Genomic DNA, 26,352 nt, shown 5'->3' on the forward strand with positions numbered 1-26,352 from the left:
CTGCGTATTCTTTCTGAACGGAGAAGCTTTGCGCGATGTCTTTGAGGGACAGGTTGGACGCTGTCCAATAAGCCAAACCCAGTGGGTCCGCTGGACGATTGAAATAAGCGATGTAAAGCTTTTGGATGTCTGCAGCGGTATTGGCCATTTAAATTTCCTAACTTATTGATTTGAAAGTGTGAACTACTAAAGATTCACGCAATTACCCAGATTTTAGCGAACTGAGGTTAGCACACACTTTTTAACAAAGATGTGATTTTAATCACAAAAAGTGAATTAATTTCAATAAGTTGTTAATTTGCAATATCAATTAATGCTTCACAAGCATTTTTGCATCAGAAATCAATACGGCTTGGGGCGCTCAAACGGATATGCTTACAATCTGGCTTAGCGCACCATTGCATCACCGCCTGTATTTCGTTTTTGCTGATGCAGCGATGTGTAGCAATGTGCAGCAATATATATTGCAGGCCGTCACTATCAACATCAAATCGACATATCCCGCAACATCCTCGACGCTTCCCGGTTGGCCAGCAGGACACTGCCATCGCGCATGTGCAGACGCAGTTGCGATTGTTCGTCGGCTTTCATGGATTCGACAAAATCCAGGTTTACCAGCAGCGAACGATGTATGCGTATGAAACGCGCAGGATCAAGCCGGGTTTCCAGTTCTGAAATACCCAGCCTGACCAGATGGGTCTTGTCACCGACAATGATGGCGGTGTATTTGGCATCGGCTTTCAGGTAAGCGATATCGTTCACATTCACCGGAAAGATATGACCACGGTCACGCACCAGTATTCTTTCCAGACGCCCTACGTCACGACCAGCGGCCAGGTTCAGTGCATGTTCCATGGCTTGCAGGGATGGCGGTGCCTCCAGCAGGCGATCTACCGCGGCTTCAAAACGCTCTTGCGAAAACGGCTTGAGCAGGTAATCAACGGCATGCAGTTCAAAGGCGGTCACCGCATACTGGTCATACGCCGTGGTAAAAATGATCTCCGGCAAATGGCTCAGGCGACGCAAGACTTCCAGCCCTGTCATTTCTGGCATCTGTATATCCATGAATACGACATCGGGCTTCAGCAAATTGATCTGGGTCAGCGCGCTGACGCCATCGGCGGCTTCACCGATGAGGCTGAGTTCCGGGCGGTTGCAAATGGCATCGCGCAAGACTTCTCTTGCCAGTGGTTCATCTTCTGCAATAAAGACGGTTTTCTGTTTCATGGTGCATTCAAGGTATGGGAGTAGATAGTGAAGCTCAAATCGAAGTCAGCGGCACGGTCAGGCATATTTCAAAGCCTTGCCCCGGTGCCGTCTGTATCTTGAAGCTGGCGCGCTTGCCGTATTCAAGCTGCAGGCGTCTTTCCACGGTTTTGACTCCGATGCCGCTGGATGCCTGCACCAGTGCCATGTCAGCTCCAGGGCCATCGTCCCTGATGGTGATATCGACTTCGCTTTGCAGCGCCCTGAGTTTGGTACGTATCAGCAGATTGCCGGGCTGGCTGCGCGGATTAAAGGCGTGCTTGATGCTGTTTTCCACCAGAGGTTGTATGCTCAGGGCCGGGACGCCATAGCCGGCTGCGGCTTCATCCAGCGACCAGCTCACATTCAGTCTTGGCCCCAGGCGCAGGGCTTCCAGATTCAGGTAATCGCGCACGAAATTCAATTCTTCTTCCAGCGTCACATGGGTAATGCCGGTTTTTTCTGTATCCAGCACATAGCGCAGCATATCGGAAAAACGGAATAGCGCCGCCTCTGCCGCTTTGCCATCCTTGCGCATCAGGGCGATGATGGAATGCAGGGTATTGAACAGGAAATGCGGATTAAGCTTGTTGCGCAGGCTGGCCAGTTCCACCTGTACCAGCAGGTTCTGGGCCTGGCTGGCCGCCAGCACCTGCAAGCGCCTGCCTTCGCTGGAGCGCACGGTATGAAAAATACTGGCGACCACTCCATACATCATCAGGCTATACAGGAAGGGCCAGATAGCCACGCTTAAGGGGCGGTCAGCTGACAGGTAGTCAATGTGCACAATGGTACGCATGAAAAAAGTCACCAGCAGATGCCAGAAAACCCCAAACACCAGCGACAGCAAGACATGGATGGTGGCAATAGTGAGAGGCCGGTATTTCTTGCTTTCTATCAGGCCGGTCAGAGGCCAGATAAATGCCAGCAACACTGCTGCTGGCACCGTGCTGATTTCTGACATCAGCGCCACTTTGAAATCGAACTGGGCCTTCGATAATCCATCTATCTGTACGACAAAACCGATAAGTATGGAATAGGCAAGCCAGGCCAGCGTATAGAAAAGCCACATGCGACGCATCCACTATCCTTTCCCTGTGAGTGATGCAATGCCTGAAGTATCCGGTAAATCAGGCATGTCGGGGGTGGATATGTCACCAAATGAGGAAACAGGAACCCGGATTGTCAAAATAATGACCATCTGTCACTTGCTTACCTGGTCGCATGGCGCCGTCGCGCATCAGTCCTTTTCGGCTTCCCAGTATTCCATGGTGGCTGACTTGTTATAGCCTTCACCCGTCAGACGCACGCTGACGCGGTTGCCGTCGGGATAGACAATCACGTCATGCGGATTGCGTTCGCCGATGACCAGATAGCGACAGGGAGCGTCGGTATGGTTGTACAGGCTGTGCCCGGCTTTTTGACCAGCAGGAAAGACCACATAACTGCCAGCCGTCATGATATAGGTCTGCTCGCCCAGGCGCAGGGTAAGGCTGCCTTCCAGCAGCATCATTTGCTCTTCTTCCAGATGATGATAATGGTTGGGGCAGGCTTGTTTGCCGGGTGCCAGTTCTTCCATGCAGACCCCTATGTGTTTACTACCGCCATATTCACCCAGTTGCTGGTAACGGGAACCGAAACTTTGGCCGTGTTCATAGCCGTCCCAGGGTACGTCCTTGATCTCAAAGGGCTTGGTGATGCCCTCTTCAGTTAATGCAACAGCTTTGCTGGCTTCAGTCATGGCGGGCTTTCACTTGTGGATAAATGTCATGGTGACAAGCATGATTTTTGCACATCTTTAGCATCCACGCTGCTTTCCACTCTGTCTATGCCAGCTACGCTACATCAGGCCTCATCTATCTTGCCCATTTCCTGCAAAACTTCATGGGCTGAACGGAATGCGTCTATCGCCAGCGGCATGCCGCAATACACGCTGGCATGCAGCAAGACTTCCTGGATTTCCTGCATGCTGGCACCGTTGTTCACGGCACCGCGTACATGCCCCCGAATTTCTTGCGCACGGCCCATGGCAGTCAGCATGGACAGGGTAATCAGGCTGCGGGTTTTTAAATCCAGGCCGGGCCGGCACCAGGTGGTACCCCAGGCATTGCGGGTCACAAATTCCTGTAGCGGTGCAGTGAAGGCATCGGTATTACTGAAGGCTTTTTCGACAAAAGCCTCACCCATGACTTGCTTGCGTATCTGCAAGCCTGCTTCAAATTGCTGATCCATGTTCCGGCTCCCATATGTGTGAAAAAACATGCTAGCCAGATAGTAGCCCGGGGTCAATGCAGGCCAGGGACAAATGAACCGGCCTTTCACCAGATCACGGGGATGTTGTTTTTTGTATGAAGACAGCTTGCAGCTAGGCATATCTTTCAGGCAACAAGTCTGATAACAGACTACGATGCAGGCTACAATAAACAGCACGGCAGGTTACATTCATTTACAGAAATAGGCTGCTTATTTACGATGGGTAACATTGATTTGAAGAGCGAAGCGCTTATGATGGGTGTGAAAAACGCTGCATGAAAAACGCTGCATTAATGAGCCCCGCTCAAGAGCAATGCTCATACATGCTGCCGATGCTACTGATTTTATCAAGGCTTTTTATTCAGGTTTAATTGAGGCTGATTTCATGATCTATGCACGTCCGCTACCGCATTACCGCAAGACATACGCACCGGCATGGCTGGCCACGTCTGTCACTGTCGCACTGGTGGTCGCCCTCGGCTGCTGGCATCTGCCGGCACATGCGCTGGATGCTGGCAAACCCGCGCCGGAATTTTCGGTGCAGGGTGGCAGCGGCCCCGGCCCCATACAACTGGCGGATTACAAGGGCAAGCTGCTGTACCTGGATTTTTGGGCATCCTGGTGCGGGCCCTGCAAGCAGTCTTTTCCGTGGATGAATAGCCTGCAATCGAAATATGCTGCACAGGGTCTGCAAGTGCTGGCCGTCAATCTGGACAGCAAGGCGGAAGACGCCGCCGTGTTTTTGAAGTCCGTTCCGGCCAGTTTCCAGATCGGCTATGACCCCAAGGGTGTCACACCACGACTATATGATGTCAAGGGTATGCCCAGCAGTGTGTTGATAGACAGGGATGGCAAAGTCCTGTCGCTACATGCGGGCTTCAATGAAGGCAGCAAGGCAAAAATCGAGCAAGCCATCGTGGCTGCTCTGGGAGGAAAATAATGAAGCATGGCAATCTGTGGATATCTGCTCGCCTGCTGGGCCTGGTGTTGCTGGCATCGGCCTGTTCTGCCTGTAGTGTCATGAACGTGATACAGCCGGTACAGGCCTGGGAAAAAGGCAAGCTGGCAAAAAAGGAAATGACGTTTGATGGCGATCCGCTGGAAAACAAATATGCAGAACATACTTATTCCAGCAAAGAATCTGCGTTTGGTGGTGCTGGTGTAGGTGGTGGTGGCTGTGGCTGCAACTGAAATTGTACTGAAGTTGAAAAAGCAGCCTGTGATGGATAAGGGATAAGGACCGCAGAATGAAATCAGCCAGCACTCGTCCGGCACGCAATAACGAGCATCTTGGTTCAGCCTTGCTGGCCGCGGCACTGGCTTTGCCGGTCGCTGGCGTGGTGCATGCCGAATCAGCGCCAGACAAAGGATCAATCAGCCTGAAAGTACTGGATTATCAGGATAGCCAGCCTGGCGAAGACCGCGTCAAGGTCAAGGCCAATGCCTTGAAGATCATGACACCGATAGGCGATGAATGGTCAGTCGGTGGCAGCTTCATCACCGATAGCATATCCGGAGCATCGCCCGCGTTTCACAGCTATGCGTTGAGCAAGCTCAGGGATTTCCGGCGTGCCATGGATGCCGAAGTGACGCGTTATCTGCCGCACCACACAGTGACCCTGGGTGCCAGTTATTCCACCGAGGCTGACTATATCTCGCGCGGCGTATCGGTGCAGGGCAGTCAGTTCAGTGAAGATAAAAATACTACCTGGACTGCAGGTATGGGCTTTGCCAATGACACCGTGAGTGCCTCCACCGGCAGGGTCAAAGGTGAAAACAAGCAGGTATTTGATGCCTTGCTGGGTGTGACCCAGGTACTGACGACGAATGATATCGTGCAATTGAATGCCAGCCTGGCACGCGGGCGTGGTTACCTGTCTGACCCTTACAAGGTGCTGGACAAGCGCCCCGGCGAACGCAACAGTTATACCCTGCTGGCACGCTGGAACCATCATTTCGACGCCACTGGAGGCAGTAGCCGCCTGAGTTACCGTTATTTTGCAGATTCGTGGAAGATACGTGCACATACCTTCAGTGCCGAATATACGCAACCCTTTGCGCAGGGCTGGAGCATTACGCCGGTGCTGCGTCTGTACACACAAAGCGCGGCCAGTTTTTATGTTGACGCTGATCCTTCCATCTATCCGTTTGCCCCCAATCCACCGGCTGGTGCCTTGAATTACTCCGAGGATCAGCGCGTGTCTGCCTATGGTGCGCACACTATCGGCATCAAGCTGGCGAAACAGATAGGGGAAGACTGGCAGGCCGATATCAAGCTGGAAGAATATGAACAAAGGGCATCATGGAGATTGTTCGGCAGTGGCAGCCCGGGCTTGCTGCCTTTCCGTGCGCGCAGCATACAGCTGGGAATTTCAAAGCAGTTTTAAAAATCCGTTTTGAAAGCCGGTTTAAAAATAAGCATGCCTGGTTTGCCTTACAAAACTGGGCACTGATGTGAGCAATTATGCAGATTTACCGTATTCCTTTTCAAGCCATGGCCTGTGCCTGCGAAGTTGTCATCGCGGCAGAGGAAGAACAGGCCATGTTTGTCATCGCGCAGGAAGCGATTGCTGAAGTCAAAAGGATAGAGAGTACCTATTCGCGTTACCGGGCGGACAGTATCGTGTCCCGAATCAATGCGCAGGCGGGTGGTGAAGCCGTGGTCTGTGATGCAGAAACAAATTCCCTGCTCGATTATGCGCAGGCCCTGCATGCTGCCAGCGATGGCCTGTTTGATATTACCGCCGGCATCTTGCGCCGTGCCTGGGATTTCAAACGGGCACAGGTACCGGCAGCGGCTGATCTGGCTGCGCTGTGTGCGCTGACAGGCTGGCACAGGGTAGAACGCGGAGCAGACAGCATACGTCTGCCACTAGCGGGCATGGAGATTGATTTTGGTGGCTTTGGCAAGGAATATGCCGCTGACCGCGCCGCTGCGCTGTTGCTGGAACGCGGCGCCACCCATGGTTATGTGAATCTGGGCGGAGATATCCGCGTACTTGGCCCCAAGCCGGATGGACAAGCCTGGATCATGGGCATACAGGACCCCAGGCAGCAGGAAAAAATCGTCGCCAGTATCCCGGTACCGGAAGGTGCGCTGGCCACCAGTGGCGATTATGAAAGATATATTGAAGTGGCTGGTCAGCGTTATTGCCATATCCTCAATCCACGTACCGGCATGCCGGTGCAGTACTGGCGCAGCATCAGTGTGCGCGCACCGCTGGCTTCACTGGCGGGCAGTTGCACCACCATCGCCATGCTGAAAGAAGAGCAGGGCCTGGCTTACCTGAAAGCGGCAGGCGTGGCTTACCTGGCGATAGACCAGCAGGGTGAAATGCATATGCATGCACCACCGCGTGTAGCAGATGCAATAGTTGCCCGGTAGTGACAATAGCGGTAACGATGGCAATGGCAAAACAAAGAATCAAGTGATTTACCTGGAGAACACATCATGGCAACTATATCCGGCACCGACGGCAATGATACCTGGACCGTCGTCAACCCCTCGACCTTCACACTCGATGGAAAAGGGGGCACCGATACGCTGAACCTGGGTACGTCGCTGCGTTCCAGCTACCTCATCACCCGGGATGCGGATGGTACCGTGCATGTGGACAGTATCTCCAGCGCCAGTGGTGCCTTGCATGCCACCCTGATCAATATGGAGATACTGGTATTCAACAATGGCCAGGACGTGCTGAACCTGCTCAGTTATTTTGGCGATACCACACCGCCGACAGTGATCAGCTTCAGCCCGGCAACGCTGGCGACCAGTGTTGCTACCGGCAGTGATATCGTGCTGACATTCAGCGAACCGGTGGCAGCTGGTAGCGGCGTCATCAATTTGCAGAGTGCCGATGGCACCACCGTTGCCAGTTATGACATCAGCAAAAGCAGCAATGTCACCATATCCGGCAGCAAAGTCACCATCAACCCTACCAATGACCTGAGCAACGGCACCACCTATAAACTGTCGATACCATCCGGTGCCATCAAGGATATCGCTGGCAACAGTTTTGTCGGCACCAGCAGTTATTCCTTCACCACGGTCGCCAAAACCACCGTGGGCGGCATCGTCGGTACGACCGGCAATGACACCCTCACCGGCACCAGTGGCAATGATATATTCACCGGCCTGGCCGGAAACGACACCATCAATGGCGGCGCTGGCCTGGATACCGCCGTGTATGCCGGCAAGCGTGCCGATTTTACGATTACGGCATCGGGTTCGAATTTTACCGTGCAGGATAAAACCGGGGCAGAAGGCACGGATACCGTCAACCAGGTTGAACGCCTGCAGTTTGCCGACATGTCGGTGGCGCTGGACATCAGCAGCACCGCCGGAGTCGCTTACCGTATCTACCAGGCGGCATTTAACCGCACGCCAGATCTGGCAGGGCTGGGCTACTGGATAGGGCAGATGGACAAAGGGCAAACCCTGGGGGATGTCGCCAAAAGCTTTGTCGCTTCAGCCGAGTTTCATACCCTGTATGGCAATAACCCCACCAATCAGCAGGTGATCACCGCCTATTATCAAAACGTCTTGCACAGGGCACCTGACCAGGCCGGCATGGATTACTGGCTGGGACAACTGGCAAGCGGCAAAGATACCCAGGCAACAGCGCTGGCCGGTTTCAGTGAAAGCGCAGAAAACCAGGCGCAGGTGATAGCCAAAATCCAGAATGGTATTGATTTCATACCGTTTGGCTGAGTGGTTGAGCCGGACTGCTGACGCGTGCTAACAACACGGATTACGAATATTTGCAGGCGTATAAGTCAGGAATTATTAACAAGCTTGTTGTTTGAGGGGCAATACGCGAGGTCTTAGTTGGACTTTTCCTGCTTGGCTTCCATATACACGCGCAATAGCTTGTTAATGCGTGTCTGGTAACCCTGACCTTGCTCCTTGAACCATTCCAGCACGTCACTATCCAGACGAATCGTCACGGCCTGCTTGGGTGGCATGCGCAATTCTGCGTTCTGGAAAAATTCATCTCCCAATTCAGCAATATCGCTGGTATCGATATCTTTATCCTTCATCGCAGTCAGGCGTTTCCAATCTGTTTTAGATGCTTTGTTCATAGCGTTTCACCTCATTTTTGGTTGCCTTACGAGCAGAGATAATGCGAATAACATCTTCATTCCGCTCCACATAGACCACTACTCCTATCGTGCTCTTAATCCACCCAAGTGCAATCCAGCGATCTTCACCGTAATCTTCTCTTCCATCATGGAACGTCAGCATTGGATGCTTAAAAATATCTGCCGCATCGCTAAAATCGATGCCGTGCTTGCGGATGTTGATTTGGTTTTTTTGTTCATCCCAATCGAAGCGCATCGTCCACCTGTATCTATATTTGTATTTACACTTGTATTGACATTATAGAGTATCACTAAATTTCCTACTTGGATTTAATGTCTTTTTCGTTGCAGAAATAATGATGGTATTTTTTAAAGCATTGAATCTCAATATGAAAAAAATAATCCTTTTAAGAATCGAGTTTATTAAGATTTCTATGTGCTTTGAACTACACAATCTGTCAATCAACGTTTATATACGGCTTTCATATCTTCCTCAAAATACGCCAGCAGGTTATTGCGCTTGAGTTTCAGGGTAGGCGTGATGAGGGTGTTTTCGACGGTCCATGGTTCCAGCGTCAGAACTGCCGCACGTGGTTGTGCATAGTAAGGGAAATTGCTGGTCAGTCCATGTATGCGTTTGACCACGGCGGCCACGGCTTCTGGCGATTTCAGGCTGGCCTTGTCGTCCGGATTCAGGCCCAGTGAACGCGCCAGTTCCCGCCAGTACACCCGGCTCAATACGACCGCACAGGCGATGAAGGGTGAGTTTTCACCGAAGGCATAGGCCTGTTCAAATACGGCATCATTGGTGATCGCCAGTTCCAGGTCGACAGGGGCAATTTTTTCACCGGTCGAGGTGACGATGATTTCTTTCACCCGTCCCAGAATACGTACGCGCCCCGCCACGATCGACGCCTGATCACCGGTACGCAACCAGCCATCAATAAAGGTTTTGGCAGTGTCTTCTTCACGCTTCCAGTAACCACGCATGACGTTCGGGCCACGTACCTGCAATTCTGCATTTTCGCCGATGCGGACTTCAACCCCGTCCACGGCGCGGCCTACGGTGGCCGGGTCATTGTCATCGGGTGCATTGAAGGCGACTACAGGTGCGGTCTCTGTCATGCCATAACCCTGGACGATGGGTATACCCAGGCCAAGGAAGCATTGGGAAATCGCCTGTGACAGCGCAGCGCCACCACTGACGGCGACCCGCAGGCGGCCACCAAACTGGTTTTTCAATTTGCTGGCAATCAGCGGTTCCAATACCAGCCAGCGCAAGCTGTCCATGAACGCTGTCATGCCATCCCCTTTCAGCAAACCCTGGCTGCGGCTGAAACGACGCCAGCCGGTGGCGATGGCGAGATTGAAAAGGTTTGCCTGAAATGCGGATGCAGACAGCCTGGTCTGAATCACACCATACACACGCTCATAAATGCGCGGCACGGAAATCAAAATGGTAGGCCGTACTTCCAGCAAGTCTTGCGGCAATTGCTTGACCGAGCGCGAAAACGCGACGCAGGCACCGGCGGCAATCGGCAGGTAATAACCGGCAGTGCGCTCGAAGGTATGCGACAGCGGCAGGAAGGATAAAAATACATCTGTGATCACCGGCGACACGCGCGACACCACCGCCTTCACATTCGACATCACATTGGTATGCGTGAGCATGACACCCTTGGGTTTGCCGGTGGTACCCGATGTGTACACCAGCGCCGCCAAGTCATCTGCCTGCGGTCCTTTTGGATTCACCTGCAAATGCGCTGCGCCGGATAGCCATTCGTCGATATGCATTACCGGGCAACTGGCTGGTAATGCAGTGGCATCCAGTGTTTTTTGCAAAACTACGACCTGGCGCAAGGCTGGCAGATCAAGACCCGCAGCAGCAATTTCTTTCCATTGCTGATCGGTCGCCGCGATTAAAAACGAGGCATCGCTGTCACACAGGATGTAGGCAATACTGGCAGGATTATCCAGCGCATGCATGGGCACCGGTACAAAGCCACAAGCCTGGGTAGCCTGGTCCATGCACACGGCATGCAAGCCATTCGGCAGCAGGATGGCAATACGCGAGCCATGTTCCAGCGCCAGTGGCGACAGGGCTTTGACAAAGCCTGTGACGCGCTCCTGTGTCTGTTGCCATGAATAGGATGTCCACTGTCCAGCCACATCATCGAACTGACGATAGGCTTCGGCATCAGGTGTTTGTGCTACCCGCCAGGCAAATAATTCTGCCAGGGTTTGCACTGTGGATAAGTCGGGAGGTATTGCTGTTTGCGCAGAGGTAGACATGAAATGCTTAGAAAATGAAATCAATAGCCCGTCACCGTACTTCACACTCTTGCCCTACGAGAAGAAAAGTCACGGTATTTTTGGATTTACCAGAAAATAAGGGCTAAAAGCATCATTATGCAACAAATTAGAGAAAGACTTATTGCGTGAAGACAAATTGACCACGTCATCCTGCTGCTATGAACTTCAGGAATGCGGCGATGACATCGCATAAGCGTCCTAAGCTATCGATTCCTTGCTACTAAACTGTAGGGTGCACCATGTGCACCATCTACTATAAATTTGAACGACACCAGGCAAAAAATTTAATTCACCATTCCTGCCAACTCAACATCGCCACCGTAGCATCATCCGCCTTCTTCACCGCCATGCCACCAGACTTGCCAACTTCATGTTCACGCAATTCCTGCATCAGGGCTGGCAGCCCGCGTCTCGCACAGGCTTGCATCAAACCTGCCGTGTCGTACAGGTGGTAGCTATCAACAAGCCGATAAAAACCATCGGTCATGATCAGCACGCGGTCAGACTGTTTTAACTTGATGTGATGTTCTCGTGCAGCGAAACGGCCCTGTGGATAAAGGCAGAGTATCGATGGCTGCGGGTGCATGTTTTGCGATACCCGGCGTTCTCTTAACATGGGTAAGAGCCTGGCCCAGCGCGCCTGTTCATCCAGGCCTTCCTGCTGCAATGCTTCTATCGCGGATTTGAGTATGCCTTCTTGTGGATTGTCATAGGGATCAAGATCACTCACTTTTGCATGAGCATCCAGCAAGAAGCTTTTGCAATCACCCAGGGCATAGATGCTGACATCTTCGCCATTGGCATGAACACGCAACCAGGTCAGCGCGGCAATCGGCCAGGCGTGGCAGGGGATGGCGGCGACCTGTAGCAGGGAATTGTGCTGTTCACGCAGGGCTTGCAGGGCGAGCTGCATACTGTCGGCCTGGCTGAGTAGCGGTGTGGCGACTTGTTTCAACGCAGCAGAAAATTGCAGGACAAACCAGGCCGGATCGCCGAGACCGGTATCCAGGTAATTGCGGTCCGACACCGAACTGGCGCCGTCAAATACCAGCAGTTCCAGCGTGCCATCCGGATGAGTGAAGCTGGTTACCAGGTCTTCGTTTATATTCGTACTGGCGGCAGTGGAGAGGGAATCGATGAGCATGGGTGCCGGTGCTTAATGATGATGCGTGATGATGCGTGGAGGGTGATTGCAGAATATAGCATTGGCATATTGCAGGAAAATTTCGTTTTTCCAAAATCGGTGCGCGGGGCACACGCTACCAGTCGGCGGGCAGCTCGAATGCCCATTATAATCAAACCCTTGTCCGCACTATTGTTCAACTCAGGAGCCTCGCCATGTTTGGCACACAAGATCTCACCCAGTTCATTATCGCCGGAATATTACTGAATATCGCCCCTGGTCCTGATTCTTTATTGATCATGACGCGCAGCGCGACGCAGGGGTGGCGTGCCGGGTCAGCAGCGGCACTGGGCATAGGTGCGGGTACGCTGGTGCATATCATGGCGGCGGCACTGGGTTTGTCAGCCTTGCTGGCGACGTCTGCCACGGCGTTCACCATCGTCAAGCTGGCAGGTGCGGCTTATCTTTTGTATGTGGGCGTGTCGCTCTTGCTGAGCAAGGCAAAAACAAATACCAGCAAAGAAACCACGCCCTTGCCTGCGTTGAGTCATGGGAAAATTTTTGCCCAAGGGTTTTTGACGAATGTGCTGAACCCCAAGGTGGCGATCTTCTTTCTGGCGTTTGTGCCGCAGTTTATCGCCGCAGATGCCAGCAATAAACCACTGGCGCTGATTGTCCTCGGTTGCATCTTCAATTTCAACGGCATGCTGTGGTGCCATTTGCTAGCGGTGTCGACGGCATTTGCCAGACAGCGGGTACGCATCAGCCAGGCTGTCACGCTGTGGCTGAACCGTTTTATCGGTATGATGTTTATTTCTTTTGGGATCAAGCTGGCGCTGGCCAACAAGCATTAAAAGCACAGGTTTATTCACAGCCAGCAAAAAAACAAGGCACTGACTTGAGGTCAGTGCCAGATTATTGCCAAGCCTGTCTTTAAAACAGCGATAACGCGTTTTTACTTGATTGGCAGGCAGCTGGTATTTTTAACTTCTTCCATTACTGCATAGGTATGCGTTTCACGCACGCCATTCAATTGCAGCAGGGATTTGCCGAGGAAATCGCGGTAGGCATTCATGTCCTTGACCCGCGCCTTGACGAGATAATCAAAACCGCCGGCCACCATATGGCATTCAAGCACTTCGGGGATGGCTTGTACGCCTCGCCGGAAGGCATCGAAGACATCAGGCGTGGTGCGGTCAAGCACTACCTCAATGAACACCAGCAGGGCCACATCCAGAAGATGGGGATTGAGCTGGGCTGTATATCCTAGTATGTAGCCGGACTCTTGCAGCTTACGCACGCGCTCCAGGCAGGCAGCAGGGGACAGATTGACCCTTGTTGCCAGTTCTACATTACTGATACGGCCGTCGTTTTGCAATTCGGCCAGAATTCTTTTACTGATTTTGTCGAGCATAAGAAGTCAGAAATCGTCGATGGGGTGATTAATAATATTCGGCATAATTTTCTCACAAAATAGAAAATTTCGATATATGTTCTGATTTCCAGAATTAATCCTCGAAGAGCATCTATACAATGAAATCTAATTTGTTTTGATTATTTCTCTAGGATTGCAACTATCGTGCCAACCAACAACCTCCCATTTTCTGCCTTGCAGGCTGAACTCCTGAGCCCTGCTACGCCCTTGAGAACTGCCATTACGCAAGCATACCGCCGATCAGAGACAGAAGCTGTGCAATGGTTGCTGGGACAGGTTGATCCGCATGAAGATCAGCAAAACAGTGTTGCGGAACTGGCACACCGGCTGGTCACCAATGTCCGTCAGCAGCGCACCCGCGCTTCGGGCGTTGATGCGCTGATGCATGAATTTTCCTTGTCTTCAGAAGAAGGTGTGGCATTGATGTGTCTGGCCGAGGCGCTGTTGCGCATCCCCGATCACCAGACGGCTGACCGCCTGATTGCCGACAAGATCAGCAAGGGCGACTGGCGCAAGCATCTGGGTGAATCACCATCGCTGTTTGTGAATGCTGCCACCTGGGGCTTGCTGGTGACTGGCAAACTGGTCAGCACCAATAGTGAGCAGGGCCTGGGTTCGGCCCTGACACGCCTGATCGCCAGGGGTGGCGAACCGCTGATACGCAAGGGTGTGGACCTGGCCATGCGCATGCTGGGGAATCAGTTTGTCACTGGCCAAACCATAGAAGAAGCCCTGAAAAACAGCCAGGACAATGAAAAACGCGGCTATCGCTATTCTTATGACATGCTGGGTGAAGCCGCGCTGACCGCCAAGGATGCGGCTTTTTATTACCAGGCTTATGAAACTGCCATTCATGCCATAGGCAAGGCATCCAACGGACGAGGCATTAAAAACGGCCCCGGCATTTCAGTCAAACTGTCGGCCCTGCACCCACGTTATTCACGCGCCCAGCGTGAGCGCACGATGACGGAATTGCTGCCGTTGCTGAAGAAACTGCTGCTGCTGGCCAAGCAATACAATATCGGCCTGAACATCGATGCCGAAGAAACCGACCGGCTGGAACTGTCGCTGGACCTGATGGAAGCGCTGGCCTTTGATGCCGATCTCAAGGGCTTTGAAGGCATAGGTTTCGTCGTGCAAGGCTACCAAAAGCGCTGCCCGTTTGTGATCGACTACCTGGTGGATCTGGCGCGCCGCAGTGGCAGCAAGTTCATGGTGAGGCTGGTCAAGGGTGCGTACTGGGATGCGGAAATCAAGCGTTCACAGGTGGATGGCATGAGCGGCTTCCCGGTCTACACGCGCAAGGTCTATACCGATCTGTCTTACCTGACCTGTGCACAAAGACTGCTGGCGGCGACTGATGTGATTTATCCACAGTTTGCCACCCACAATGCGCTGAGCTTATCCACCATTTATACCTGGGCACAAAAAGCCGGTATCACGGACTATGAATTCCAGTGCCTGCATGGCATGGGAGAAACTTTGTATGACCAGGTGGTAGGCAAAGACAAGCTGGACAAACCTTGCCGTATTTATGCACCAGTTGGGTCACATCAGACTCTGCTGGCTTATTTGGTGCGCCGTTTGCTGGAAAATGGTGCAAATTCATCCTTCGTGAATCAGATCGTGGATGAGAATGTGTCCATCGCATCCATGCTGGCTGATCCTATTGCTGTTTCGCGTGAACTGGGTGGTTTGGCGCATCCTGGCATTGCCTTGCCCAGGGATTTGTTTGGCAAGGAAAGAAAAAATTCTGCCGGACTGGATTTTTCCAATGAACTGGAACTGCAACACATAAGCGCCCGCTTTGCTGAGAGCAGCCAGCAGACATTGACTGCCGGCCCCATCCTGCATGGCCAGGTATCGGCCAGCCAGACCCGGCCTGTGAATAACCCGGCAAACCAGCTCGATGTGGTCGGTCATGTCACTGAAGCCGATGCCCAGGATGTGGAAACGGCCTTGCATGCAGCCGAACAATATGCGATGGACTGGCAAACCACGCCGCCGGTAGAACGTGCCGCCGTATTGAAAAAAGCGGCTGATTTGCTGGAAACGCAAACCCTGGATTTCATGGCCCTGGCCATACGCGAAGCCGGCAAATCCTTGCCGAATGCCCTGGCAGAAGTACGTGAGGCAGTCGATTTCCTGCGTTATTACGCCGCCCAGGTAGAAGGCCTGCCGAATACCCAGGCACTGGGCCCGGTGGTCTGTATCAGTCCATGGAATTTCCCGCTGGCGATTTTCATTGGTGAAGTCAGTGCAGCACTGGCGGCTGGCAATGTGGTGCTGGCCAAACCGGCAGAACAGACACCCCTGATCGCCTATCGCGCCATCCAACTGCTGCATGAAGCTGGCGTGCCGCGAGGTGCAGTGCAATTCTTGCCGGGTACGGGCGAAGTGGTCGGTGCGCAACTGGTGGCAGACCGTCGCGTCAAGGGCGTGATTTTCACCGGTTCTACCGAAGTGGCGCAAATCATCAACCGCACCCTGGCCAAACGTGCAGTGACGGAAGGCATAGACATTCCCCTGATCGCTGAAACCGGTGGCCAGAATGCCATGATCGTTGACAGCAGCGCCCTGCCTGAACAGGTAGTCAATGACGTGCTGTCATCCGCCTTTGACAGCGCCGGCCAGCGTTGTTCTGCCCTGCGCATACTCTGCTTGCAGGAAGATATTGCCGACAAGACCATAGAAATGCTGCACGGTGCCATGCAGGAATTGCGCATAGGTCAGCCAGGCCGCCTGGCCATCGATATCGGCCCGGTGATTGATGCTGAAGCACAAAACAATCTGCTCAGCCACATCAACACCCTACGCGGCAAGGCCAAGTCCTTCTACACGCTGGATTTGTCCAGCAGCTGCCGCAGCGGCACGTTTGTGGCACCGACGGTATTGGAAATTGCCAACCTGGCGGACCTGAAAAAAGAAGTATTCGGCCCGGTACTGCATGTCTTGCGCTACCGGCGTGATGACTTGCCGCAATTGATAGATCAGATCAATGGCACCGGTTTTGGCCTGACCCTGGGCATCCATTCACGCATAGATGAAACCATCAACTTCATCACTGATCGCGCCCATGTCGGCAATATCTATGTGAACCGGAACATCGTCGGTGCCGTGGTGGGCGTCCAGCCCTTTGGTGGTGAAGGCAAATCCGGCACCGGCCCCAAAGCCGGCGGCCCGCTGTACCTGAAACGCCTGCAACGCACACCTGTGGTTGGTCTGGGTGGCCATACCGTGTATGAACGCCAGTCACCACCAGCACTGGAAGCCTTGCTGGTATGGGCCAAAACCCATGGCCACCAGCGCATAGCCGAACTGGGCGAACATTATGCCCATACCAGCCCTTACAAACTGACCCAGGTTTTGCCTGGCCCTACGGGGGAACGCAATACCTTGTCTTTTGCCCCGCGTGGTCGCATTTTCTGCGCTGCCAACAGCATCAATTGTCTGATCAACCAGTTGGCAGCCACACTGGCCACCGGCAATACCCCGGTGTTGCCAGCACAAACCCTGGCCATGCTGCCAGGCGGCCTGCCGTTGGAAGTCAGCAAACTCATCGTCGCTGCCGAAGCCGACCAGTGTGGTGCCCAGTTGGCCCTGATAGAAGGTGCCTTGCTGGCCCACTACAAGTTGCTGTTTGCAGCTCAGGATGAAGCCATCGTGTCTGTGCTTGAAACCCAGGACCATGTAGAAATTCCGCTATGGCGCCTGGTAGCTGAACGTGCGCTGTGCGTGAATACCACGGCAGCAGGTGGGAATGCGAGTTTGATGACTTTGGAGGGATGAATCAGCTTGTAATTTAGCTTGTAACTTAGCTTGTAATTTAGTCAGGCGTATTACGCTGATTACACTGATACAAAGAGGCCTCGCAAAAATGCGAGGCCTTTGTTTTTAAACTGCCGTCAATTGCTTGTCTCAGGTATCCATTCTCAGGTGTCCATCTATGCAGCAAACGCTGTCATTGCGGAGCTTCCACTACTTGCAGCATCAGCGATGAGCGTACGAATCCGGCTGGCGTCTGCACTGGTGCTTGGGTTATACACAACCATACCCAAATCGGGACGACCATCGACAGCAAACCCTGAATATTCCAGCTCTATAAGTCCTATGCTTGCATGGTTCAGGCGTTTGATACCTTCTCCATAGACACGAACATCCTTGTCTTTCCATAAGGCTTCAAACTCCGGGCTGAGTTTGATCAATTCTTCTACCAGTCGCTGAACTTCAGCGCTCGCTCCTGCGCGCGTCACGTCAGTCCTGAAAGTGCTGACCACAAAGCGGGCGACGCCTTCCCAGTCTGTCTGTGCACGACGAACACGGGCGTTGCAAAAGATAAGGCGCAGGATGTTTCTCTCTTCGGGCGGCAAGCTGCCGTAATCCGTCAGCACCGCTGCTGCGGCCCGGTTCCACGCCACGACATCCCAGGTCGCAGTCCTGATAAAAGCCGGACTGACTTCCAGCGCATCAAGCAAGCGCTGCAATCGCGGTGTTACCCCTTCGGTGGGCCTGTATTTCACGTCAGGCGGGTGGCCACGGGCAAGCATGAAAAGATGTTCCCGCTCCTGTTCCGTCAGCATCAGTCCGGCAGCGATACGATTGAGTACATCGACCGATGGTGCGCCTCCCCGACCTTGCTCCAGCCAGGTATACCAGGTTGGGCTGATGTTTGAGAGTTGCGCAACTTCTTCCCGTCGCAGCCCTGAAGTACGGCGCCGGATTGTTGAAAAGCCGAAAGTGGCGGGGTCAATGCGACTTCTGCGGTCCTTCAGGTAAGACCCGAGTGCACTCTCCGTTTTTTCTGTCATCGCTATCCAGTTGGTGTTTATACCCCTATAAGGACACTACTTTAACATAATAGATTGTTGCTGCATGATGGAAACCTGACAACCAAGGAGAACTAACATGCGTATCTTTCTGACAGGCGCAACCGGATTTATCGGTTCAAAAATTATCCCTGAACTTATTAACGCGGGACATCAGGTTCTTGGTCTGACCCGTTCCGATGCTGGCGCGCTGGCACTTGCAGAAGCAGGGGCAACAGTACATCGCGGCGATATTGAAGACCTGGACAGCCTGCGTGCCGGGGCCGACAAATGTGATGGCGTGATTCACACGGCTTTCGATCATAACTTCCAGCACTTTGTTGCCAATTGCGATAAAGATCATCGTGTCATCATGGCACTGGGCGAAGTATTGGACGGGTCTGAACGTCCGCTGGTTATTACCTCGGTGACACCGGTAGGTATGGCAATCCCTGGCCAGGCTGCCATAGAAGATTATTTCAATCCCGCACACCCTAATCCGCGTAAGGCATCAGAACTGGCAGCGTGGGAATTGCTGCAGCGTGGAATTCATGTTTCAGCAGTGCGCCTGTCTCAAATACATGATGCGGACAAGCAAGGCCTGGTGACCAGCATGATTGCACTGGCACGCGAAAAGGGGGTGTCGGCTTACGTAGGCGAAGGACTGAATTGCTGGTCTGCCGCGCATGTTTCAGACACCAGCCGGCTTTACAGACTCGCTCTCGAAAAAGGACAAGCCGGTGCGCGATATCACGCAACGGCAGAAGAAGCTATCAAGTACAGAGACATTGCAGAAACCATAGGCGAACGCCTTGCCATTCCAGTGCTGAGTCTGTCTAAAGAGGAGGCTCCCGGACATTTCGGATGGCTGTCAATGTTTGCTGACAAGGACATGTCTGCTACGAGTACAAAAACACGTGAGCTGTTGCAATGGCATCCTACTGGCCCGGGTTTACTTGAAAGCATCAGGCAAATCAGTCTGTGACGGTAAAGTGTGCTTGATGTATGACGTGATATGAAATTTCCTTGAAGGATGAATACCAGGAAAAAGGTCTGTGAATACCATTTCACAGACCTTTTGATCAAATGTACTGCATTTTTTGCTGAGTTAAAATACGATGAACTCGTCAGATGCAAGAGTACATACAGCCCGGTTCTATTTTATTTTCTGGCGCGTTTTTCTTCCATGCATTCACGGTTTCATACTCTCATGAGCAAACGTCAAAACACCCCTGTTTCTTCAAGAAAACGGCCGCAACAAAGCCGTTCGGCGGATCTGGTTGCCACTATCCTGGAAGCTGCCCTTCAGGTGTTGCAGCGGGAAGGAGCACAAAAATTTACCACGGCCCGGGTGGCAGAAAGAGCAGGCGTCAGCATAGGTTCGGTATATCAATATTTCCCGAATAAAGCGGCGATACTTTTTCGGCTGCAAAGTGATGAATGGCGGCAGACCGGAGGCATGTTGCGTAATATTCTTCAGGATGCGCAACAGGCACCACTGGAACGGTTGCGTACGCTGGTGCATGCCTTCATCCGTTCAGAATGTGAAGAAGCTGATATCCGTGCCGCGCTCACGGATATCGCACCGCTGTATAACGATGATCCGGAAGCACAGGAAGCATGGCTATCCTGGGATCGCACCGTGCAGATTTTTATTGAAGAATTGCTACCTGCCGCATCCGCTGCCACACGTTCAATTGTTGAAGAACTGATTTCCACTACGCTTAGCAGTGCAGGCGAATATGTTTCAGCAAATGGCTATCCTGCTTCCAGGATAGATGCATATGCGGATGCCCTGGCAGACATGTTTTGTGCCTACCTGAGCAATGTCAAAGACAATAATGAATCAACGATAGCTGTAAACGAAGATCAGAAGCCAGCATGACCGGCCTGATCATTTTTCTTGCAAAGATGAGTAACAAGACAGCAGAGAAAATTAGCTGATTTTTTCACCTGCCGATGGTTTCCCCAGCAGACGCACTGCTACCAGCAAAGATAAACCAACCGCAACACCAGCCGCCAGAAACACTGTATGCACGCCCCATTGGCCCGCGATGACACCCGCCAGCGGGCTGGCAATACCCAGCGAGATATCCAGAAATGCGACGTAGGCACCCATGGCAACACTGCGGCTTTGTGGTGGTGCACGACGTGCAGCTTCGACACCAAAACCCGGAAAAGCCAGCGAATAACCAAATCCGCCAAGGGCAACACCTGTGTAGGCAATAGTTGAAGTATCAGCCGACCATATCAGCAATAATCCAGCTGCTTCAATCGCGACACTGACCATTGCCACCTTTGCGCCGCCGAGTTTGTCTGGCAGATGTCCAAATAAAAGTCGCGCAGCGATGAAAGCCAGGCCAAAAGCAGTAAAGGCAAGCGAAGAATTACCCCAGTTCTTTGCAGCAAACAACAATGCAATGAAACCTGTAATCATGCCAAAACCTATACTGGCCAGGGCCAAACCCATGCCAGGAATCAATACCAGAGCGAATACTTTATAAAAAGGAATACGCTTGCTTGCCAGTGGTGCTACTGCTGGTACAAGGGCTACCATCGCCAGGGCTACAAACGGTATCAAGATCGTGGCAACTGCTATGCCGGCAAACCCAAAATTACCATTCACGACAATACCTGCAGGTGCACCCAATGCAAATGCAGCGTACATGGCAATACCAACCCAGGCCATCACCTTGCCAGCGTTTTGTGGGCCCACTAATCCTATTCCCCAACCCAGTGATCCGGTGACAACCAGGCTTTCGCCTATGGCGAGCACTATACGCCCGGTCAATAATATCCAGACCGATATTGCGGGTGTTGTCACAAAGGGCAGTGATGCCAGATAAGCCAGGCCAGAACTGGCGACGATCAATAGCCCAGCAACCACGGCACGCCTGGCACCACGACTATCTGCAAAGTTGCCAGCCCAGGCACGTGACAGCAGAGCAACTACGAATTGTGCGCCTATGACCAGGCCCACGACCAGAGTACTCATGCCCAGGGTTTCATGCAGGTACAGCGGCAGTACAGGCAACTGCATGCCAATGGTCAGAAAACCGATAAAAACGGACAGAGCAAGCGTAAGCAGTTTAAGAAAAACATTGCCGCCAGCTACTGCCTTTGCGGCAGACAAAGGCGACGAAGATTGAGAATGTAAAGACACGGGAAACTCCAGACATAAAAAAGTAATTAATGCTGGATATAATAAAAGTCTTCATTCGGGTCGAATAGTCGCGTAAGCCAGGCAGTACAGAACAGCCTTGAAAGCTATGCTGGATGCGGCTTTGCACATTTTTTCATGATCAATTTCGGGGCTTTGTACAACAGCTAGTCGCGTTTTAAAAGATTGCCAAAATCAGCTATGGACTTGTGTATAAATTTGAAATTTTGATGTGAGGCAGGGTATGGTTTGTTGAAGCTTGTTGATCTGAGCAGATCTGGTTTGTAAAAAAACAAGAACTTATTTACCTGGTTTTGCCCGGCACTTTAAGCTATGAGCGCCATACGTAAGAAAGATTTTTTACGACATGCATCTAACTGATACCTGGTCGTAGCTGTTGATATCTTTCATTTTTTCCACAGACCTGAAGCCATTTCAGGAGGATTCAGGTCTGTCTGGAACTTATACAAAGCTTACTTTTTGTTTGCTTTGCCCATATCTTCATCCAGTTCTTTGCCGGCCTGTATTATTTTTTCCATCATGGGGCCCATCAATTTTTGCATGGATGCCATGGATTGCTGCATCATCGCCGGCATTTTGCTGACGTAGGATTTACCGGCAGGTGATTTGTAAAAAGCAATAATGCCGTCTACATCTTCCTGGGTCAGGGATTTGCTGTAAATATCGATGAACAGGGGTTCCAATTTGTCCCATCCAAATTGTTCCTTGTGGATAATCCGGACTTTATCCCTGAATTTATCCAGCGCTTTTTGACTTTCTGCGTTCAGTGGCCGGTCTTTGGTTGTCTGTTCCAGCACATTTTTCATCAAACCATCAACCTGTGCTTCGACAGCTTTCAGTATCTGCTGGCTATTTGTCACTACCAGCAATTCTTTCAATGAGGCATCAGTCGGTTTTTCTGCATGGGCAGATCCACAAACCAGCAATGCCGACAACAATAATTTTGACCAGAGTTTCATGGAAATCTCTTTGTGATTGAACGAGTTACGAATTCTACGGTAGTTCTGGCAAATTGTTTTTTCGATTTTTTTTGCCTGTGGATACCCTTAAATTGAATAACTTTATATATACATGGTAGTGATTGTTAACGCAGTCACCTGTCTGTGGATAAGTCGGTAAACATCCACAGAATCAAAAGTTTAAGCAAATGATAAGGCGGTGATAAACCTCTGTATATCCACAGGACAAAATCTGAACAGTAAACCTTGCAGTGAATAATTTCTGGCTTACACACAATGCATACAGTGGATATCAGATGAGTTATCCACAAAGTTTTTTTATATTTTGTGGTTTTTCCGCTGAATTTTTTGCAAAAAGACCTGAAATACGGCGTCGCTGAGGAAAATTCTTGATGTAAGCCTGTTCAATTCCTGGTCAGTGATGCTTTTTGAATAGCAAAAATCGCTTGCATGTCTTCAACGCCAGTCGCTTGTGACCATTTGCTGTGCTGGCAGCTGTTTTTTTTAGTTTCATCCAGAAGTAAAAACAAGTTTTGGAAAAATTTATCTGAAAATTTGTAAAAGCCTATTTTTTAAGCAGAGGTTTATTCAAATGATGAACAGCTTTTTTGACTGACTGTTTTGGTTTGTGGAAGAGCTGATTTTTTTATTCAAAGCCCAGGTGTGTTTTTGAAAAAATAAAAAAATATCTCCGGGATGCTTAAGGCCGTTCAATTAAATAACTTAGTTTATATATACATAGTAGTAGTAGTTAACGTCGCGATTTTTTGTGGATAAGTCTGTATTTGTCCACAGAATCAAAAGCTTAGTCCATGTATAGATGTTCTTATAAGTCTTGTATGAAAGAAGAACAGTTTTGGGATAAAAATCGGCAGTGGATAAGTAAGGGTGGTTTTGCACAGTTCATCCTGGGGATATACATAGACTTGTCCACAGGGTTTTTATTGTGTGCTTATTATGTTTACAGTTTTTTTGCGTACTTCAGACTTGTGATCTTGCTACAAATTACAAATGGTCAGCACGTTTCAGGATAGCCGGGGCACAGTTTTGTAGAATACTGGCAAACAGGCGGGTGGATTGATGGCTGGAGGTGGGCAGGTGCTGGCTGTAGACCGCTGCATATTCAAGATGGGGGAGACCACCGCGTGCCCGTTTGAACTGGCTGGCACCAGAGCTATAGTGCAGTTTAAGTTGTTTTTCTTTCGCTTTATGTAATAACAAGGCCATGAGGCGGCGGTATAAACCCAGTTCTTGCGGCAGGCTGGTGTCATAGCCTATCAGTGGTGTAGTGATACAGCCGCTATCTGGATGGGCATATAAGCCTATGACGCCGACCAGTTTGCCTTGCCAGCGCAGGGCAAACAATTCGAGAAACCGGGTTTCCAGGCAAAGTTCAAAGAATGCAAGGCTGAAATCCGGGTTCAGGCAAGAATGCTTATCGATAAACAATTGCCGGAACAACTCGCGCAAAACAGGTAAATCCTGGATCTGTATGGCTTCATGCGGCAGGATTTCTACCTCGTTATCAGCAAGCAGGCGTGCATCCTGTTTGACGTGATTATGTTTCCAGACTGATTTTTCTTGCGGATCACACAGATATACCATGCGCGATGGCAGCATTTGCCAACCGTTGTGGATAAGTTCTTGCGCCAGTGCCGGGTGTAATGCCGGGCAGATATTGCGCATCATTAATGGGCGCTGTGGATATTTTTGCAGCAGGTTGTCTGTGGTTTGTTGTACCGCAGTTGCTGACCAGTCCGGATACAGGTTGGTGGATATAAGGTGATTGCCGCAGATGGCTGCCTGGTCCAGTTTGCTGGCATTCAGCAATGCCGACATGGGGCCGAACAGGGCGCAGGAGAGAAGTTGACCCAGTGCCGCCAGACCAGGGCTTAGCTGGCGCAGCATTTCCTGGCGGGCATAGCGCAACCAGGTGGAACGCGGGCTGGCGACATAACTGTCTTGCCAGTTGCTGTGGTCAAGCACGCTGACTGGCTGGCTGTGACCGGCAATCTCGATTGCATCTATGGCGCAATCGGTATTGCTGACCCAGTGCTGGCCACCCCGGGAACGGGCAGTCAGCAGCCACAGGGCATCAGCCACCACATGCGGTGGTAGGGATGTATTCAAGTCTGAAAATCAGTATTTGGTGTACAGGTGCATGCCGCCATAGATGGCGGACCGGTCTGTCTGGTACAGCTTGCGGTTATGTTCAGCGTCTGTATGCCAGGCGGCCAGTATCTCAGCCGGTAATTGCGCCTCCAGCGGTGATTCGCTGCCGCCGGTACGGAATACGACTTTGGCACCCGGTGCTGCCGTGCGGGTGACTTCTTTCCACAGTTCTGTCAGTTGTTGTTGATCCATCCAGTCTTGCGCATCGAGGAAGAGATAGGCATCCATCGAGCCGCGTGGCTGGCCGAGCAGGAAATCGGTCAGGGTGGTGTGATGTGCATGCAGCCTGTCGATGTTCTGACGCAGGCTGCTGAAATGCTGTTGCTGCAAGTACAGGGGCAAAGCAGTTTGCTGCCTGGTGTCATAGCGGCGGCCAAAGGCTTGCTGGGCAAAACAGTTGTGATCCAGCGGGAAATCACAGGCCAGATGGCGCATTCTTTCCTTGAACAGGACATGCAGCCCTTCCTTGGCATCTTTTTTCAGGGTTTCGAATTGAGATGGCGGAATACCCAGGCTGTACAGGGCCAGTGGCTGGCTGGCAATCAGACGGAACAGGCGGGTTTCAAATACCGGTGCCACGTGTTGTTCAAACAATTCTGCCTGTTCTTGCAGGTTGCGCGCTTGCATGAGCTGGCTCATGTCGCCACCCATCAGGCGTACAAAGAAATGAGCAAAACCGATGAAGTTGCCCAGCAGACCATGCTGATAGGCTTCACTGGCAAAGTAATGGTAACGTGCCTTGCCGGACAAGGAACGGCTTTCCCAGAAATTGCTGGCATCGTCGGACAGATGATTGCGGATATGTCGCTTATAGCGTTTCAGGTTATCGGCCTGGTTGGCATTGCCAAGATAGGCCAGTACTGCCTGGTAGTCGGGCAAATGCTTGATAGCCATTTGCTTCATATTGAGCATGGCCAGATGGGCTGCATTCAGGTCAACGGCATGTACGGCAGCCGGTTCGGCAGACAGATAAGCCAGGGCATTGCAGCCGCCGGAAGAGATGGTCAGGATATTTGCACCTGGCTTGAGTTGCAGAGCATCCAGATCAGATTGCGGATCTTCCCAGATCTGGGCGTACACCAGGCGGCTGAACCAGTGGGCGAACAGCTTGTCTGCCAGACCTTTGCGGCCGGACGTGGTGGAATTGAAAACGGCGCTGTCTATCAGGGCTTTGGTGGACATGCTGGTCTCCACTTATGGTTTAGATAAGGAAGACTGTAGGATGTGCAGGTGACAGGCTGGTGACAGGGAGATGAATTTTCAATGAAAAACAACTAACCATATAAGGATTTGTCACTAAACCACTCCACAGATGTTGTGGTTTCAGTACAGTTGTTTTTACAGGCCATTTGACCTGTTTTTTTAACTGCCACGTTCTGTGGATAACCTGCGGCGGCGTGCCTTGATGAACATCAGTAACTGATAGGCAAAGTACAGTGAAGCCAGCACCGGCATGGAAGCAACCAGTATCCACAGGCCGCCCGCCAGTGGCACTGGGCCGGACCAGACCTGGATGGCGACATCGGGTTTATTGCTTTTTGCTATGGCTTTTTGTTTGGGGGCGTCGATTTGCACACCGCTATTTTGCTTGGGCAGATCTTCCGGGGCGACCACAAAGACGGCCTGGGTGCCCTGGTTAGCCTTGGCGGGAGGGGCAGCTTTGCCGGCTTCAGCAGCAAAAACGGATACACCTGGCAATGCGGTCAGCAGTGGCAAGGCCAGGATCAGGGCAAACTTGAGTTTCATTGATGCAATCGGATTAGGGGGATTCTTTACAAGCTGAC

General features: G+C 51.7%; 24 protein-coding genes. 9 read left to right on the top strand and 15 right to left on the bottom strand.

What is annotated here, in order from left to right:
• Positions 1-486: 486 nt before the first annotated feature.
• The 4 genes from H8L32_RS03180 to H8L32_RS03195 all read right to left on the bottom strand — a co-directional run bounded on the left by H8L32_RS03180 (position 487) and on the right by H8L32_RS03195 (position 3,477).
• Positions 487-1,227, bottom strand: coding sequence for a LytR/AlgR family response regulator transcription factor (locus tag H8L32_RS03180; RefSeq protein ID WP_186945745.1), 741 nt, complete (start codon positions 1,225-1,227; stop codon positions 487-489).
• Between the two features lie 34 nt (positions 1,228-1,261).
• Positions 1,262-2,317 carry a sensor histidine kinase gene (locus H8L32_RS03185; protein ID WP_186946278.1) on the bottom strand — a complete coding sequence of 352 codons (1,056 nt, stop codon included), beginning with the start codon at positions 2,315-2,317 and terminating at the stop codon, positions 1,262-1,264.
• A 168-nt stretch (positions 2,318-2,485) separates the two neighbouring features.
• Positions 2,486-2,986: a cupin domain-containing protein gene (locus H8L32_RS03190; protein ID WP_186945746.1), complete on the bottom strand. Its 501-nt coding sequence runs from the start codon at positions 2,984-2,986 to the stop codon at positions 2,486-2,488.
• Positions 2,987-3,090: 104 nt separating this feature from the next.
• Positions 3,091-3,477 (bottom strand): carboxymuconolactone decarboxylase family protein, encoded by a 387-nt coding sequence (locus H8L32_RS03195; RefSeq protein ID WP_186945747.1) that lies wholly within the window; start codon positions 3,475-3,477, stop codon positions 3,091-3,093.
• Between the two features lie 406 nt (positions 3,478-3,883).
• On the opposite strand from H8L32_RS03195, the gene H8L32_RS03200 reads away from it, so the two are divergent.
• From H8L32_RS03200 to H8L32_RS03220, 5 genes are all read left to right on the top strand, one after another.
• A complete protein-coding gene (locus H8L32_RS03200; RefSeq protein ID WP_186945748.1) occupies positions 3,884-4,438 on the top strand; it encodes a TlpA family protein disulfide reductase in 555 nt (184 codons plus the stop codon).
• Positions 4,438-4,689 carry a DUF4266 domain-containing protein gene (locus tag H8L32_RS03205; RefSeq protein ID WP_186945749.1) on the top strand — a complete coding sequence of 84 codons (252 nt, stop codon included), beginning with the start codon at positions 4,438-4,440 and terminating at the stop codon, positions 4,687-4,689. Before H8L32_RS03200 ends, H8L32_RS03205 begins: the two co-directional genes overlap by 1 nt.
• A gap of 56 nt (positions 4,690-4,745) precedes the next feature.
• Entirely contained in the window at positions 4,746-5,885 is a 1,140-nt protein-coding gene (locus H8L32_RS03210; protein ID WP_186945750.1) for a DUF3570 domain-containing protein, read from the top strand.
• 77 nt (positions 5,886-5,962) lie between these two features.
• The gene (locus H8L32_RS03215) at positions 5,963-6,883 is read left to right on the top strand and encodes an FAD:protein FMN transferase (RefSeq protein WP_186945751.1); all 921 of its coding nucleotides are present in this window, start codon (positions 5,963-5,965) and stop codon (positions 6,881-6,883) included.
• Positions 6,884-6,949: 66 nt separating this feature from the next.
• Positions 6,950-8,209 (top strand): DUF4214 domain-containing protein, encoded by a 1,260-nt coding sequence (locus H8L32_RS03220; RefSeq protein ID WP_186945752.1) that lies wholly within the window; start codon positions 6,950-6,952, stop codon positions 8,207-8,209.
• A 113-nt stretch (positions 8,210-8,322) separates the two neighbouring features.
• Here the strand turns inward: H8L32_RS03220 and H8L32_RS03225 are convergent, their stop codons facing one another.
• From H8L32_RS03225 to H8L32_RS03240, 4 genes are all read right to left on the bottom strand, one after another.
• Positions 8,323-8,580, bottom strand: a complete 258-nt coding sequence (locus H8L32_RS03225) for a BrnA antitoxin family protein (protein ID WP_186945753.1) — start codon at positions 8,578-8,580, stop codon at positions 8,323-8,325.
• The gene (locus H8L32_RS03230) at positions 8,564-8,836 is read right to left on the bottom strand and encodes a BrnT family toxin (RefSeq protein WP_186945754.1); all 273 of its coding nucleotides are present in this window, start codon (positions 8,834-8,836) and stop codon (positions 8,564-8,566) included. Before H8L32_RS03230 ends, H8L32_RS03225 begins: the two co-directional genes overlap by 17 nt.
• Before the next feature lie 206 nt (positions 8,837-9,042).
• Entirely contained in the window at positions 9,043-10,872 is a 1,830-nt protein-coding gene (locus H8L32_RS03235) for an AMP-dependent synthetase/ligase (protein WP_186945755.1), read from the bottom strand.
• A 310-nt stretch (positions 10,873-11,182) separates the two neighbouring features.
• Positions 11,183-12,037 (bottom strand): SpoIIE family protein phosphatase, encoded by an 855-nt coding sequence (locus tag H8L32_RS03240; protein WP_186945756.1) that lies wholly within the window; start codon positions 12,035-12,037, stop codon positions 11,183-11,185.
• Between the two features lie 194 nt (positions 12,038-12,231).
• Between H8L32_RS03240 and H8L32_RS03245 the strand changes: the two genes are divergently transcribed.
• Positions 12,232-12,870, top strand: coding sequence for a LysE family translocator (locus H8L32_RS03245; RefSeq protein ID WP_186945757.1), 639 nt, complete (start codon positions 12,232-12,234; stop codon positions 12,868-12,870).
• A gap of 101 nt (positions 12,871-12,971) precedes the next feature.
• On the opposite strand, the gene H8L32_RS03250 is transcribed toward H8L32_RS03245, so the two are convergent.
• On the bottom strand, positions 12,972-13,430 hold the full coding sequence (locus tag H8L32_RS03250) for an Lrp/AsnC ligand binding domain-containing protein (RefSeq protein WP_110254407.1): 459 nt from the start codon (positions 13,428-13,430) through the stop codon (positions 12,972-12,974).
• A gap of 195 nt (positions 13,431-13,625) precedes the next feature.
• Here H8L32_RS03250 and putA point away from each other — a divergent pair, with 195 nt between their 5' ends.
• Positions 13,626-17,240 carry a trifunctional transcriptional regulator/proline dehydrogenase/L-glutamate gamma-semialdehyde dehydrogenase gene (putA, locus tag H8L32_RS03255; protein ID WP_186946279.1) on the top strand — a complete coding sequence of 1,205 codons (3,615 nt, stop codon included), beginning with the start codon at positions 13,626-13,628 and terminating at the stop codon, positions 17,238-17,240.
• A gap of 155 nt (positions 17,241-17,395) precedes the next feature.
• On the opposite strand, the gene H8L32_RS03260 is transcribed toward putA, so the two are convergent.
• Entirely contained in the window at positions 17,396-18,259 is an 864-nt protein-coding gene (locus tag H8L32_RS03260; RefSeq protein WP_186945758.1) for a helix-turn-helix transcriptional regulator, read from the bottom strand.
• Between the two features lie 97 nt (positions 18,260-18,356).
• Here H8L32_RS03260 and H8L32_RS03265 point away from each other — a divergent pair, with 97 nt between their 5' ends.
• Both H8L32_RS03265 and H8L32_RS03270 read left to right on the top strand, forming a co-directional pair.
• Positions 18,357-19,241 (top strand): SDR family oxidoreductase, encoded by an 885-nt coding sequence (locus H8L32_RS03265; protein WP_186945759.1) that lies wholly within the window; start codon positions 18,357-18,359, stop codon positions 19,239-19,241.
• 225 nt (positions 19,242-19,466) lie between these two features.
• Positions 19,467-20,141 carry a TetR family transcriptional regulator gene (locus H8L32_RS03270; protein ID WP_186945760.1) on the top strand — a complete coding sequence of 225 codons (675 nt, stop codon included), beginning with the start codon at positions 19,467-19,469 and terminating at the stop codon, positions 20,139-20,141.
• A 51-nt stretch (positions 20,142-20,192) separates the two neighbouring features.
• On the opposite strand, the gene H8L32_RS03275 is transcribed toward H8L32_RS03270, so the two are convergent.
• From H8L32_RS03275 to H8L32_RS03295, 5 genes are all read right to left on the bottom strand, one after another.
• Positions 20,193-21,419, bottom strand: a complete 1,227-nt coding sequence (locus tag H8L32_RS03275) for an arabinose transporter (protein WP_408058805.1) — start codon at positions 21,417-21,419, stop codon at positions 20,193-20,195.
• 470 nt (positions 21,420-21,889) lie between these two features.
• The gene (locus H8L32_RS03280; protein WP_186945761.1) at positions 21,890-22,396 is read right to left on the bottom strand and encodes a DUF2059 domain-containing protein; all 507 of its coding nucleotides are present in this window, start codon (positions 22,394-22,396) and stop codon (positions 21,890-21,892) included.
• Positions 22,397-23,401: 1,005 nt separating this feature from the next.
• Positions 23,402-24,526: a GNAT family N-acetyltransferase gene (locus tag H8L32_RS03285; protein ID WP_186945762.1), complete on the bottom strand. Its 1,125-nt coding sequence runs from the start codon at positions 24,524-24,526 to the stop codon at positions 23,402-23,404.
• 9 nt (positions 24,527-24,535) lie between these two features.
• The gene (locus tag H8L32_RS03290; RefSeq protein ID WP_186945763.1) at positions 24,536-25,750 is read right to left on the bottom strand and encodes a DUF3419 family protein; all 1,215 of its coding nucleotides are present in this window, start codon (positions 25,748-25,750) and stop codon (positions 24,536-24,538) included.
• A gap of 180 nt (positions 25,751-25,930) precedes the next feature.
• Positions 25,931-26,314, bottom strand: coding sequence for a hypothetical protein (locus tag H8L32_RS03295; protein ID WP_186945764.1), 384 nt, complete (start codon positions 26,312-26,314; stop codon positions 25,931-25,933).
• Positions 26,315-26,352: the final 38 nt, after the last annotated feature.

The sequence above is a fragment of the Undibacterium hunanense genome, assembly GCF_014284335.1.
GTDB lineage: Bacteria > Pseudomonadota > Gammaproteobacteria > Burkholderiales > Burkholderiaceae_D > Undibacterium > Undibacterium hunanense.